Annotated in this window: 13 protein-coding genes; 9 read left to right on the top strand and 4 right to left on the bottom strand. The window is 40.5% G+C overall.

Features of this window, described 5'->3' with window-relative positions; genetic code table 11:
- The first annotated feature begins 8 nt into the window (after nt 1-8).
- From ACQ96U_RS03075 to ACQ96U_RS03085, 3 genes are all read left to right on the top strand, one after another.
- Nucleotides 9-485 (top strand): Dps family protein, encoded by a 477-nt coding sequence (locus ACQ96U_RS03075; protein WP_431719761.1) that lies wholly within the window; start codon nt 9-11, stop codon nt 483-485.
- A gap of 180 nt (nt 486-665) precedes the next feature.
- The gene (locus tag ACQ96U_RS03080) at nt 666-1,199 is read left to right on the top strand and encodes a hypothetical protein (protein WP_431719762.1); all 534 of its coding nucleotides are present in this window, start codon (nt 666-668) and stop codon (nt 1,197-1,199) included.
- Between the two features lie 339 nt (nt 1,200-1,538).
- The gene (locus tag ACQ96U_RS03085) at nt 1,539-3,128 is read left to right on the top strand and encodes a Na+/H+ antiporter NhaC family protein (protein ID WP_431719763.1); all 1,590 of its coding nucleotides are present in this window, start codon (nt 1,539-1,541) and stop codon (nt 3,126-3,128) included.
- Between the two features lie 351 nt (nt 3,129-3,479).
- Here the strand turns inward: ACQ96U_RS03085 and folE are convergent, their stop codons facing one another.
- Both folE and folM read right to left on the bottom strand, forming a co-directional pair.
- Nucleotides 3,480-4,055, bottom strand: a complete 576-nt coding sequence (gene folE, locus ACQ96U_RS03090; RefSeq protein WP_431719764.1) for a GTP cyclohydrolase I FolE — start codon at nt 4,053-4,055, stop codon at nt 3,480-3,482.
- A gap of 13 nt (nt 4,056-4,068) precedes the next feature.
- Complete coding sequence (gene folM, locus ACQ96U_RS03095) at nt 4,069-4,791, bottom strand: dihydromonapterin reductase (RefSeq protein WP_431719765.1); 723 nt, start codon at nt 4,789-4,791, stop codon at nt 4,069-4,071.
- 674 nt (nt 4,792-5,465) lie between these two features.
- Here folM and rbsD point away from each other — a divergent pair.
- The 6 genes from rbsD to ACQ96U_RS03125 all read left to right on the top strand — a co-directional run bounded on the left by rbsD (nt 5,466) and on the right by ACQ96U_RS03125 (nt 11,368).
- A complete protein-coding gene (gene rbsD / locus ACQ96U_RS03100) occupies nt 5,466-5,885 on the top strand; it encodes a D-ribose pyranase (protein ID WP_431719766.1) in 420 nt (139 codons plus the stop codon).
- Between the two features lie 10 nt (nt 5,886-5,895).
- Nucleotides 5,896-7,407, top strand: coding sequence for a ribose ABC transporter ATP-binding protein RbsA (gene rbsA / locus ACQ96U_RS03105; RefSeq protein ID WP_431719767.1), 1,512 nt, complete (start codon nt 5,896-5,898; stop codon nt 7,405-7,407).
- Nucleotides 7,404-8,393 carry a ribose ABC transporter permease gene (gene rbsC, locus ACQ96U_RS03110; RefSeq protein ID WP_431719768.1) on the top strand — a complete coding sequence of 330 codons (990 nt, stop codon included), beginning with the start codon at nt 7,404-7,406 and terminating at the stop codon, nt 8,391-8,393. The genes rbsA and rbsC overlap by 4 nt, the downstream gene beginning before the upstream one ends.
- 23 nt (nt 8,394-8,416) lie before the next feature.
- Entirely contained in the window at nt 8,417-9,328 is a 912-nt protein-coding gene (gene rbsB, locus ACQ96U_RS03115) for a ribose ABC transporter substrate-binding protein RbsB (protein WP_431719769.1), read from the top strand.
- A 91-nt stretch (nt 9,329-9,419) separates the two neighbouring features.
- Complete coding sequence (gene rbsK / locus ACQ96U_RS03120) at nt 9,420-10,346, top strand: ribokinase (RefSeq protein WP_431719770.1); 927 nt, start codon at nt 9,420-9,422, stop codon at nt 10,344-10,346.
- Nucleotides 10,347-10,363: 17 nt separating this feature from the next.
- Nucleotides 10,364-11,368 (top strand): substrate-binding domain-containing protein, encoded by a 1,005-nt coding sequence (locus tag ACQ96U_RS03125; RefSeq protein ID WP_431719771.1) that lies wholly within the window; start codon nt 10,364-10,366, stop codon nt 11,366-11,368.
- On the opposite strand, the gene ACQ96U_RS03130 is transcribed toward ACQ96U_RS03125, so the two are convergent.
- Nucleotides 11,336-12,097, bottom strand: coding sequence for a substrate-binding periplasmic protein (locus ACQ96U_RS03130; protein ID WP_431719772.1), 762 nt, complete (start codon nt 12,095-12,097; stop codon nt 11,336-11,338). The two genes, ACQ96U_RS03125 and ACQ96U_RS03130, sit on opposite strands and share 33 nt — an antisense overlap.
- 486 nt (nt 12,098-12,583) lie before the next feature.
- Complete coding sequence (locus tag ACQ96U_RS03135; protein WP_431719773.1) at nt 12,584-14,095, bottom strand: FAD-dependent monooxygenase; 1,512 nt, start codon at nt 14,093-14,095, stop codon at nt 12,584-12,586.
- Nucleotides 14,096-14,115 lie beyond the last annotated feature (20 nt).

Raw genomic sequence — 14,115 nt, forward strand, 5'->3', positions numbered from 1 at the left:
AGATGACCATGGCTGATGTTCATACACCTAACTTAGGTATCACAGATGACGCTCGGGGTCAGATTGCTGACGGCTTAGGCAAACTATTAGCAGACAGTTATACCTTATACCTTTTAACTCATAACTTTCACTGGAATGTGACAGGGCCTAGTTTTCGTGATCTGCATTTGTTATTTGAAGAACAATACACTGAACTTGCAAATGCCGTAGATGAAATTGCAGAACGAATCCGAACACTTGGCTTTCCGGCCCCAGGTACTTTTAAGGCATTTGCAAAATTATCCAGTATAGAGCAGCCTGATAATGTTCCTTCAGCTCAGGACATGTTACGTATTTTGGCTGAAGCCAATGAATCAGTAGTGCGTGTTGCTCGAAGTGTTTTACCAACTGCTCAGGATGCTAACGATGAGTCCTCAGCAGGGTTGATTTCTGATAGAATGCGCTTGCACGAGAAAAATGTGTGGATGCTACGTAGCATGTTATAAACTGAGCTTTGCTTTTGAGATACCCTGAGTGATGTATACTACATGACTCGTAAAGGGGTAAAAAAATAATGCCCACTATTATGTGGGCATTATTTTATACTAACCTGTTAACGTAGAAGGTATGAATCAACGGTCAGAGTTGTTTTGAACGTTTAACTTTGTATAAGTTGTCAGGAGTGAATGATGCAGTCATTGACTCAATGGGCAGTATATCTTGCAGTTAGTCTAGTATTGAGTGGCTGTCAGCTATTACAAACCAAGCCTGTTGAATTTACTGAAACAGATGTTGTAGATGTTGATTATCGAACAACCTTTACTAAATCCGGATGGGCTCCCTTAAGTAATGGACTCTATCGTCATAAAAAAGGGGCTGAAAATGGTGAGGATTTAGTCGTTCGTCTTTCAAGCCAGCGTGTACTTGCCGATGTGAATAATGACGAACACTTGGATATTGTCGCGATATTAATCACTGATACTGGAGGCTCTGGTTATTATCGAGAACTATCTGTGGTACTTGGTGGAGAAGAAAGAAAAGCACTTCCTGCCATTAACTTGGGTGATCGTACCAAGGTACAGAACCTAGCGGTGGAAAATCAACAAATTCTGTTGTCTGTGCTGCAACATGATGAAGAAGATCGTATATGTTGTCCTTCTCAGAGTAAACAGTTGACTTATACCATCGTTAATGATGAGTTACAGGCAGTAACTGAATGATCTGTTCATTTTGAGCGTCTTGAGTATAATGCCCCTAGTTTAATTCGGGTGTACTTACCAGGAACGCTTGATTTAGCCATTAACAAGAATTTGATCAATGCAGTTTTAAGCGGTTTGCGAATATTTTCCATTAGGTTCAATGACCACTTTACTACTAAGTGGAAACTGACGGTTATGGTTAACAGATATCTGATTCACTGGCTTTTGCCAGTAATACAGTGAAACGCGAAGCTTCAGTCTGTTGCTCAGATGGTTTCAGTATCTTGACCACTGTGCCACGCGAACAGCTTTTGGCTGCTGAGGGTAGAGATAACCCTAGCAACAAAGGTTAGTAAACTCATGGAATCAACATATATTAACAGCGCCTGGTCGCTACTTGTTCCAGTCGTTGCCATTGGTTTAGCCGTTATTACACGGCATGTACTACTTTCTTTGGGGGCGGGCATCATTGTTGGCGCATTGCTGCTGACTAATATAGACCCTCTGGCGGCCGTTGTGCATACTGCCGAAGCATTTAAAGGGGTGTTTTGGGAAGATGGCGTACCCAATGCTTGGGTATTTTGGAAAGAAGGGGCACCAAACACCTGGAATATTTATATTCTCCTGTTTTTAGTTGTGCTTGGTATTATTACTAGTTTTATCAGCATGATGGGGGGGAGTAATGCCTTTGCTGAGTGGGCGAGGCAGCGCGTCAAGTCGCAACAAAGTTCGTTGTTAATGACTTTTTTCCTCGGAATTTTTATCTTTATTGATGATTACTTTAATAGTCTAGCTGTTGGTAATATTTGTCGGCCTATTACTGATCGCCAAAATATTTCTCGTGCAAAACTGGCGTATTTAATCGATTCAACCGCTGCTCCTGTCTGCGTTTTGACACCTATTTCCAGTTGGGGAGCTTATATCATTGCACTGATTGGTGGTTTATTGGTTGCCCATGAAGTAACTGGTTATACAGCACTTTCAGCCTTTATCACCATTGTCCCCATGAATTTTTATCCATTATTTGCGTTGTTGATGGTATTAGCGGTTATTGTGCTCAAATTGGAAATAGGTCCAATGCGTAAGCACACTCATAATGCACATAATGGGCAGCTGTTTAGCGTTGATCGAGGAACACCTCCTGGCTCAATAGAAATGCAAACAGACCGACAAGGTAAAGTGATCGATCTCGTGTTACCTGTTGTTGTACTGATTGTAGCTACCATTTATTTTATGATATCAACCGGTGCTGAGGCGCTGGCTAATGATGGTAAGCCTTTCAGTATTCTGGGTGCTTTTGAACAGACTGATGTTGCAAAATCACTGGTCTTTGGTGGTTTGGGTGGTTTAGCTATTTCCCTCATTTTATCTGCCTTTAGAAAGCTTTCTGTAGAAGACTATGCTAAAGGTTTGAAAAATGGCCTTAAGGCAATGCTGCCAGCAATTTATATTTTGGTTTTTGCCTGGATGTTGACGGGTATTATTGGTGAACTGGAAACAGGTAAGTACTTGGCAAGCCTGGTTAAAGATGTACTTAATCTGGCGTATTTACCACTCATTTTATTTATTGTTTCAGGCATTATGGCCTTTGCTACAGGTACTAGCTGGGGCACGTTTGGCATTATGCTACCTATTGCGGGTGATATGGCAGGTGCCACTGAAATTGCGATGATGTTGCCTATGTTTGCAGCGGTATTAGCAGGTTCAGTATTTGGGGATCACTGTTCACCAATTTCGGATACGACCATCCTTTCTTCAACAGGGGCTTCCTGTCATCATATTGATCATGTAGTAACGCAGTTACCTTATGCCTTAATTACTGCGTTTATTGCTGCTGTTGGCTTTTTAGTCTTAGGTTTTACTGAGTCAACATTGATGGCCTTTTTGGCATCGGCTGTCACTTTCATCATTGCCGTTGGAGTCATGAAAGTAATCTCTAGTAAGCAATAACGCAACGAATGTTTTGATGGTTCAGTGATAAAAAAAGCAGGCATTCGGCCTGCTTTTTTGTGCCCCCCAAAATTATTTGTTTTATAGAGAGCATTTTATCAAATTATTTTTTGATCAATTTATGCCAAAAAAGACTGGTATCCTGCAATGAGGGTGGGTTAATAACTGCTAGAGCCTGGATACCATGTATCACTCACATTATGCTTGTATATACACGGTTAATGTATGAATTTTGTAAAAGCGGCTGGCTGAAGGCTAGCCCAATACCTCGGTTAGTTCCCGCAATAAAGGCGTTAATGGGAGAAGAAAAACAGTTGAGGTAAAAGGCTTTAGTGCCATTCATGTAACGTCTTAGTTGTGGTGATTTACTAGCGTTAAAAACTCTTGGCGGGTTGCTTGGGATTTACGCATATCACCCAGCATAACGGATGTGCTCATCACTGAGTTTTGTTTTTCAACACCACGCATCATCATACACATATGTTTAGCTTCAATGATAACGCCAACCCCTCGAGCACCTGTAACACTTTCAACTGCCTTGGCAATTTGTGATGTAAGGTTTTCCTGAATCTGTAGGCGACGGGCAAACATATCAACGACCCGAGCGATTTTGGATAGGCCAATTACTTTTCCTGCAGGTAGGTAAGCTACATGGCACTTACCAATAAAGGGCAATAAATGATGTTCGCACAAAGAATAAAGCTCAATATTTTTAACTAAGACCATTTCTTCATTGTCAGACTCAAAAATCGCACCATTAACAATGCTTTCTAATTCCTGATGATACCCCTGGGTGAGAAATTGCATTGCTTTGGCGGCACGTTTTGGGGTATCAAGCAGTCCTTCTCGATTAGGATCTTCTCCTAGCGAAGAGATAATTGTGCGAAAGTTTTCTGCAAGAACAGTTTGAACTTTTTCGTTGCTCATAATGTAATCTCAACTATTTAATATGTCGGCCACCGTCAAGGCCGATAGTGCGCCCAGTAATGTAGCTGGAATTTAATAAAAAGCATAATGTTTCAAAAACAACTTCTGCTCCTGGCTCGATCTTCAGAAGTGATTTGTTCAGTGACTGTTGCTGGTAGTCAGGTGTGTCACCTTCATTGAACATGATCAGTGCAGGTGCAACTGCATTCACTTTAATGTCCGGCGCATAGTTCTTGGCAAATGACCGTGTCATATTATCCATACCTGCCTTACTTGCACTATATGCAATATGGGAATAGCTCCCTTTTTCAACGACACAGTCAGTGATGTGAATAATATCTGCAGCTTCAGGTTTGTTGGCCAAAAGCAAGTTATGGCAAAGGCGGTTAATAAGGTAGGGCGTCACCATGTGAATTTGCGTCATACGCTGCATGAGATCGGCAGGCTCAATACCTTCTGCTTCAGTATGCCAGCTTGATGCATTATGGATAATGGCTCGCAGTTTACCAAAGCGCTGATTAAGCGTGCGAGTAAATGCGGTTACGCCATCGGGATGACTAAAGTCAGCAGCAATACAGGTAACACCTGCTTTATCGAGTTGTTTGAGAGTGTCTCTTGGTGTGCGGTAAGAGACAACTATAGGTTGACCTAATTCAGCAAACCTTAGCGCACAATGAAGGCCAATTCGTTGTGCTCCTCCTGTAATGACTATGGGAGATTTAGACACTTTCAGCATAACTTGGACAGATACCTCAGTGAGTTCAGGTTCTTTATTCTTATACAAAAAAAACAGTATGTACAACTCTGTTTGTGCCTCTAACAGTATGACCAATCATCCATAACACTGTTAACCGGCGTAGGAATATACCGTAGCACAAATTACCCTACACGAATGGTTTTAGGGCCTATTGCCAGTATCTGACAAAAGATCGACATTCTATCGTAAAGTGAGGCGAAATATGACTTATAAACGAAAAGGTTATTAGCAAAGTTACTAGTTGGGTGGGCATATTTTCTGAAAACACACATAGTTAGTGATCTTAGATTCATAACTATTATGTCTAGCTATAAATCATTTAAGGCATATTTAGTATTAGAAATGAGTTGACAGTATTTAAGAATATTCATTATTGTGCAAGGCAAACGATTGCGCAATCGTTTGCTTAAAATAGAGTGTGTATTAACTTCAGCATTAGTCAAAATGAAATGAGTGGATCGTAATAAGGACACAAATAAATAGTTTTTTTTCAAAAAACAGCTTTTATAGGAACAGGTAACGTTTACATATAGGATGTTGACATTTAGCTATTCCATTCAGGCGTTATTATAGGAGTTAATGTTAGGTGTCTGCTCATCATTTCTTTTGCTGTGGTTAAAAAATAAAAAACTTTATGCCAAGAGACATAAGCTATGAAACGAGGTCGACTGCTTAATTCGGAGTTATCCTACTGTGTAGCTAAATTAGGCCATAATGATATGTTGGCTATTGCAGACAGTGGATTACCTATACCTAATACAACGCCGCGCATTGACTTGGCGCTTTGCCCTGGTACGCCATCATTTATTGAAACTTGCACCACAGTGTTTAGTGAAGTACAAGTAGAATCGTTAATTTTGGCAGAAGAATTTGCGGCTAAAAGCCCAGCACTGTATGAGTCCTTTATTCAACTCGTCAAGCAGCAGGAAGAAGCGCAAGGATGTTCGATTAAAATTTCTTATGTTTCCCATGAATTATTTAAAGCCAATACTCATGGTGCTACTGCTGTAGTACGTACTGGTGAATTTACACCCTATGCTAATGTTATAATTAAAGCAGGTGTCGTATTTTAGTGAGGGTCGAATGCCAGAAACAATACTACAATTGCAGTCAATAAGTAAGTCTTTTCCTGGGGTTCGAGCACTCCATGAAGTCAGCCTTAATGTTTACCAAGGGCGAGTTATGGCTTTGGTAGGCGAAAATGGCGCGGGTAAATCTACCCTGATGAAAGTATTAACAGGCATTTATCAGGCTGATGCAGGTAACATTTGTTACTTGGGAAAAAACTGTGTATTTTCCTCGCCAAAAGCATCTCAAGATGCAGGCATCAGTATTATTCATCAAGAATTAAATTTACTTCCTGAACTGTCTGTGGCGGAAAATATTTTTTTAGGTCGTGAATTTACCTGCTGGCCAGGAAGAATTGACTGGTCGAAAATGAAACAGGAAGCGCATTATTTGTTGCAGCGGCTTGGCTTATCATTGGATCCTGGTACCCCTGTGGGCAGCTTAAATATTGGCACACAGCAAATGGTTGAAATTGCCAAGGCTTTGGCTGTTAATGCCAAAGTTATTATTATGGATGAGCCGACGGATGCGTTAACAGATACAGAGTCTCAAAGTCTTTTTCGTATTATTCGTGAATTACGTGCGACAGGGTGCGGCATTGTTTATATTTCTCACCGTTTGGCAGAGATTTTTACGGTATGTGATGATATTACTGTATTAAGAGATGGAGAGTTTATTAAAGAGGTGCCTGTAGAAGATACCCATGAGGATGAAATTATTGAGTGGATGGTTGGCCGAAAACTCACTGAGCAATATCCTCGGGAACCTCAACAGCGCAGTCAAAAAACACTGATGGCTGTTGATGGCTTAAGTGGTCTTGGGGTTAAAAATGCTTCATTTGAGTTATTTGAAGGTGAAATCCTTGGTATTGCGGGATTAATGGGAGCAGGGCGCACTGAATTAATGAAAATTATTTATGGTGTTAACCCTCTGACACAAGGCAGTATTACCCTTAATGGTCAGAAATTACATTGCACTAATCCACAACAAGCACTTAAGGCAGGCATTGCCTATATTTCTGAAGATCGGAAAGGCGAGGGGCTTGTTACAGAGCTTTCAGTCGGTGAAAACATGGTGCTTAGTTCACTGAAAACCTTTTCTCGACAAATTGGTGTGATTAATAAAGCAAAAGAACAAGAAGCTATTGCTCATTTTATTCAACGGCTTCAAGTAAAAACACCTTCTGCATACCAATTAATTAAATATTTATCGGGTGGCAACCAACAAAAAGTAGCCATTGCCAAAGGATTATTAACCAACCCTAAGGTGTTAATTCTGGATGAGCCTACACGAGGCATTGATGTGGGTGCTAAGAAAGAAATATATCTTTTGATTAATGAGTTAAAACGCAGTGGGATGGGAATTATTCTTGTGTCGTCTGATATGCCTGAGATTTTGGGAATGAGTGACCGAATTCTAGTTATGTATTCTGGGTGCTTAGTGGGTGAGTTTGAAGGCCAAAGCGCGAATCAGGAACATATCATGCGTTACGCAGTAGGTAGGACCACTGAAGAGGAGTATGTATGAATAGCCCTGTACAGTCGACTAAAAAAAGCTCAACTGAACACTGGGTTCAGTGGTTTTCTGTTGAGAATTTAATTCGCCACAAGTCATTTTTAGCATTACTCATTTTAGTGGCGATAGTATCTCTGTTTAATCCTCAATTTCTTGCAATTGATAATTTACTCAATATTTTACGGCAAACATCAATCAATGCCATTATTGCGGTAGGCATGACATTGGTTATTTTGACCGCAGGTATTGACCTAAGTGTGGGATCAGTCTTGGCATTATCGGGTGCTATTTGTGCCAGCTTAATTGGTTATGAGGTCCCGGTGATTGGTGCGGTACTCATTACCTTGCTGATGGGCAGTTTTATGGGAGCCTGCAGTGGGGTTGTTATTGCCAAAGGTAAAGTACAGCCCTTTATTGCAACACTTGTGGCGATGACATTATTTCGTGGTGTGACCATGGTATTTACGGATGGCCGACCGATTTCAACAGGGCTTCACCATACCGCAGATCAGTTTTCCTGGCTAGGAACAGGTTATGTGCTTGGTATTCCTGTGCCAGTGTATTTAATGGTGTTCGTATTTGCGGGGGGGTATTTTATTTTAAATCATACCCGTCTAGGACGTTATATTTATGCGTTAGGTGGTAATGAAAGTGCAACACGTCTTTCGGGTATTAATGTTGATAATATTAAGCTGATTGTATACAGCTTATGCGGTATGCTAGCGGCGCTAGCAGGGATAATTGCAACAGCACGACTGGCTTCAGCTCAACCTACAGCTGGTGCCGGCTATGAGCTGGATGCGATTGCTGCCGTTGTTTTGGGCGGTACAAGTTTAGCTGGCGGTAAAGGACGAATTGTAGGTACATTAATTGGGGCATTGATTATTGGTATTTTAAATAATGCGCTTAATTTATTAGATGTATCGTCTTACTATCAGATGATTGCTAAAGCAACTGTAATTCTGTTAGCAGTATTGGTTGATACACGTAGTAAATAAAAAATGGACAGTAGGAGGAAATAATGAAAAAAATAATAATGTTAATGACGGGTATTTTGTTAACGATAGGTTTAATGGGATGTGATAAAAAAGAGGAAAAAGCCACCGTTGAACAAGCCAAAGAAAAGCCAACATTGGCGTTGGTTATTTCCACATTGAATAATCCGTTTTTTGTAACCTTAAAAGATGGTGCAGAGCAGAAAGCGAATGCATTAGGCTATGAGCTGCTGGTTTTAGACTCACAAAATGACCCTGCTAAAGAACTGGCAAATGTAGAAGATCTTACGGTAAAAAAAGTTGCAGCTATTTTGATTAACCCTACAGATTCTTCTGCCGTTGTGAATGCTATTCGTGTGGCTAACCAAGCTAAAATCCCTGTTATTACGCTAGACCGTGGTGCAAATGGTGGGGAGGTTTCATCACACGTCGCTTCTGACAACATTGCAGGTGGTGAACTAGCAGGTAACTATATTGCTGAAAAGCTTGGTGCTGGTGCCAAAGTCATTCAATTACAGGGTATTCCTGGAACTTCTGCAGCGAGAGATCGTGGTGAAGGTTTTACTAAAGCTGCTGAAGCGAAACATTTAGCTGTTCTCGCTAGCCAACCTGCAGACTTTGATAGAACAAAAGGCTTGAATGTCATGGAGAATTTATTGGAAGCGAATCAAGATGTGCAAGCTGTGTTCGCTCAAAATGATGAAATGGCATTAGGTGCAATTAAGGCTATTGAGGCGGCTCAACGGGATGTGTTGGTTGTTGGGTTTGATGGTACTGACGAAGGCGTGAATGCAGTTAAGTCTGGTTCTCTCTCCGGTACTGTAGCACAACAGCCTGCTTTAATTGGTGAAAAAGGTATTGAAGTCGCGGCAAAAGTGTTGAAAGGTGAAGCTGTTGAGTCTTCTATTTCCGTACCATTGAAGATGATTACCTTGTAAAACGACGTATATAAAAGCCTGGTAAAGCCAGGCTTTTTACATTAAAGCGTGTAGTTCTACCTACCCAAATGTATTGATTTAGGAGTAAGTAATGGCTAATACCTTATGGGTGTTAGGCAGTGTTAATGCTGACCATATGTTACAAGTGCCTTATTTCCCAAAACCAGGAGAAACCCTTGCGGGTGACCATTATCAGTTAACGGGTGGTGGTAAAGGGGCCAATCAAGCTGTTGCTGCAGCCCGTTTAAAAGGCCATGTCGTGTTTGTTGCCTGTGTGGGGGACGATGCGGTTGGTCATCAGTTTTGTCATGATTTTCAAATGGATGGTATAGATACAAACCGGGTAACAGCTATTAAAGATGTGCCTACCGGCACAGCACTCATCTTAGTTAATAGCCAAGGTGAAAATTGTATTGCACTCCATCCTGGTGCCAATAGTGAATTAACGCCTTCACTTATTATGCCTTGGCTTACAGAATTGGAGACCGTTCATACATTATTAATGCAACTGGAAACGCCAATAGAAACTGTTACCTTAGCGGCTAAGTCTGCACAAAAGCAGGGGGTTAATGTCATTCTGAATCCTGCACCCGCGCAACCATTAAGTGATGAGCTTTTGGCGGCAGTTGATATTATTACACCGAATGAGACAGAAGCTTCTCTCTTAACGGGGGTGATGGTTAATGACATTGATTCAGCAAAAATGGCGGCTGATGTGCTCCACAAAAAAGGGATTTCAAAGGTTTTAATTACGATGGGTAAAGCGGGTGTATTATTCAGTCACGCAGGAGAGCAGCATTATTATCCTGGGTTTGATGTAAAAGCCGTAGATACAACCGCTGCGGGCGATACATTTAATGGTGCTTTAGCGGTTGCATTAACAGAAGGCCTATCGATGGCAGAGGCTATTTATTTGGCTCAAGCTGCGGCAGCGATCAGTGTGACACGTCTAGGTGCACAAAGTGCTATACCCGAACGAGCAGAGGTTGAGCAGTACTGTAAACAGCAGAAAGCTTGATAAAGGCTATTTATGTCATGGCAACGATAAAAGATGTGGCAAAACTGGCTGGCGTTTCTACGACAACAGTCTCTCATGTGTTGAATAATACACGGTTTGTTGCAAAAGAAACGCAGGAGCGGGTGTATGCTGCTGTTAAGTCATTGAACTATGCACCCAGTGCCGTTGCCCGAAGTTTAAAGGTTAACCAAACTCGCACCTTGGGTTTGCTCGTCACCTCAAGCTCCAATCCTTTTTTTGCGGAAGTAGTACAGGGGGTAGAAGCGGCGTGCTTTGAGGAGGGTTACTCGCTTTTACTATGTACCATTGAAGGGGATCGTCAAAAACTCCGTCATTACTTGGAAACATTAGTCGCCAAGCGTATTGATGGTTTGCTATTAATGTGCACAGAATATGATCCTTTATTATTTTCACTATTGGAGTCCTATGAGTCTTTGCCTCAAGTGATTATGGATTGGGGACCTAGTAACGAGTTTATGGATAAAATTCAGGATAATTCTGCACAAGGAGGGTACCTTGCGACACGTTATTTAATTGAACAAGGACATACAGCCATTGGTTGTTTAACAGGGCCTATGGAAAAATTACCCAGTCAGCAACGGTTCGCTGGATTTCAACAGGCTATGGAGGAAGCAAACCTTACCATAAATTCAGAATGGGTAGTCGCTGGAGATTTTGAAGCGATGAGCGGGGAACAGGCATTTAAGGAAATTTGGTCATTAACCAAACGCCCAACTGCGATGTTTGCATGTAATGATGTTATGGCGATGGGAATGATATGTGCCGCTTATAAAAATGGGGTGAAGGTTCCTGAAGCGTTATCGATCATTGGTTATGATGATATTCCCATGGCAAAATATTTTATTCCGCCACTTACCAGTATTTCTCAGCCAAAGCGTGAACTAGGAAAAATGGCCGTTGCTACACTTGTTGATAAAATTAAACGTAAACGAAAAAAAGGAAAAACATTACTTTTAGAAACACAGCTTTCAATTCGGTGTTCTGTTAGCCGAAGAGGGTAAATATTGTTTATAGTGAGTTAAAACTTTTGTTACATCATTTTGGTTGGCAATTATATTTATTGCAGAAAGCAATTCTTTATTTAATTTTGGCTTTTTCTGACTTAAAGCACAATGCAATGGGTATATGTTATCTATAAGGGAGGCCAGTTGTAAGCCATTAGCTTTACCTTGTCTTTTTAAATAAAAAAAAGAATAGTCATTATCAATAATAACATTAACACGCTTTAATTGTATTAGTTTATAAAGCTCTGCTGTTGAGCGCCTTGAAATACGGGTTGCTTTGCCATCGTCAAAGAGTGACATCAATGTATCGCTATAGATATAGCCGAGATGACTTCCAATATTAAAGCTTTTGAGTTGTTCATAATGAGTAATGTCTTCATCTTGCTGACGAATAATAAAAAATTCACGTTGTCTTAATAATGCTGGTCCCCAAGTGAAATGTTCAGGAAATGTTAACCAGTTGGGGTTGTATAAGCACAACATTTGAATGTGTCCAGAAGCTAAAAAGTCTTCTATTCGATTAACAGGTAGTGAATGGAAGACAGGTTCAAGCTTCGCTGTTGACACAATAAGCGAGGCAATATCGTAGATTAATCCCCCAATCAGCTTGTCGCCTTTTTCTTCATCAAAAGGAAGTCCATGAGGAGTGTAGCCAATGTCTACAGTTCTAGCAATTGCGATATGACCACATAACAAAATGAATAAAAATGTTAAGATATGTTTCATACATGGTGTTGCCTTTGAAATTCATGCTTGTCATTGTGCGTTGTACAATTCACCATCCATAGTGATTTTTCTTTATGTTTAAGAGTAGTACGAAACTTAATGTTTAGGCACTTAATACCACGGCTATCATGATATTAAAACAACCTTTAATGCCAACAGTGATAAAATACACCCCATTATTCGATCTAACCAAATAGCGTTTTTATTAAGCTTATTTAATAGTGTGTGGCTTGGAGAGCAACACCGCAATAGTTGAGTACCATAGCCTGTCAAACAAGAAGGGGATAATGATAAGTAATGACTTTGTCATGTTGTTGGATGCATAAGACGAGACAAACTGGCTAAATAAAGCAATAAACCAAAGGGTAATTTTAGGATTAATAAATAATTTTTTACGATTGAGTTGTATATACAGAGGAGTATTTACAATTTACTCTCTCTTACAGTTATAGTTTTAAGAGAGAGTATCTGTATCTACAATGTAGATTAAGCAGCCAATGGCTGGTTTTTTTGTATTTTTTTAGGAAGCCACTTTTCCAGTACGCGTGGTAGGGTGGTGTTGTTTTCTGATTGGGCCGTCCACAATATATAGCCATCAGGCCTTATCAATAGGGCACATGGTAATTGGTGTGGCGGTTGAATTTGACCTGTTAACACTACGAGCTGTTCATTACCAGTATTGATATAGTTTTTAATAAAATGGCTATTCGTTGTTTGATCAATTAATATAAATTGCTGTCTTCTTAACGTCTCATAAATACGATGTGTGTGACCAAACTCATCAATTAACATGATATCTGGTACTCTTTTTCCTACTAGTTTATGTGATCCTTGTTTTGGAAATGGGTAGCGCAATGTTACACCTGAAAGTTGTTTGATAACTAATAATTGAATAAATGGAACAGTCATTAGTAGTACACTTAAATGACGAAGTATTCGAGCTGGAAGACTACGGGATATTTCATATTTAAATATTTTATCAGTGTTTTTGAGTATTTTACTATTTATTGCGCGTCGTTCTTGTTCATAGCTTTGCAATAACTCAGTTGGTGCTTGGCCTTTTAGTACAGCAATTAATTTCCAACCTAGATTGATTGCATCCTGAATGGCTATTTGCAGACCTTGTCCGCCTGAGGGTATATGAGTATGGGCTGCATCACCCGCCAAAAATACACGACCGACCTGGTACTTATCGGCTTGGCGTTGTTCACTGCGAAAGCGTGACATCCAGGTGGGTTGATGAATGCCCAAGTCCCTGCCAAGAATACCTTGTACACTATCATTAAGTTCAGCGAGCGTGAGAGGATTTTCTACCGGGATATGCATATAGTGATGGTCAAGTACAATAAGGCGGAAAGATCCATCATCAAATGGAAAAACAGCAACCATACCTCGTTTAGTGGTACGAGCATAAACTTTAGGTTCTGGAGGATAAGTTAAATGAACATCAGCAATACTTAATGTGCAGTCATAGCGAAACCCTGGAAACTCAATATTAAGTAACTGACGAATGGTGCTTTTCACTCCATCACAACCAATCACATAGTCTGCTTGTAAATGGTTGATACCTTTAGCCGTTTTTACAGTAGTTATAACGTGTTGAGAAGTTTGTTTTATATCGATTACTTCCATGCCTCGAGTAATTTTCACACCCGCTTTTAATGCCATCGCTTCAAAATGAGCTTCAGCTTTACACTGTGGAATGATTAGCATGAATGGAAATCGGCTTTGTAAACGACTAAAGTCAAGGCTGTGTTTGCCATCACCCAGTGGTGCATGTACCCAGGGCGTCCCATTATTAATGAGTATATCCGCACGTCCCCTCATATCAAGTAATTCAAGGGTGTGTGGTAAAATACCAAATGCTCGAGATAAATTACTGGGTTTAGCTCTTCGTTCGATAATATGTGTTTGAATACCTGCGTTGGCAAGTTCAGTAGCGAGTGTTAATCCAGCTGGACCTGCGCCTACTATGATAACGTTTGCTGTTTTTGACATTGCTGGCTCCATACAAAAAT

The sequence above is a fragment of the Zooshikella sp. RANM57 genome (assembly GCF_050749885.1).
Taxonomy (GTDB): domain Bacteria; phylum Pseudomonadota; class Gammaproteobacteria; order Pseudomonadales; family Zooshikellaceae; genus Zooshikella.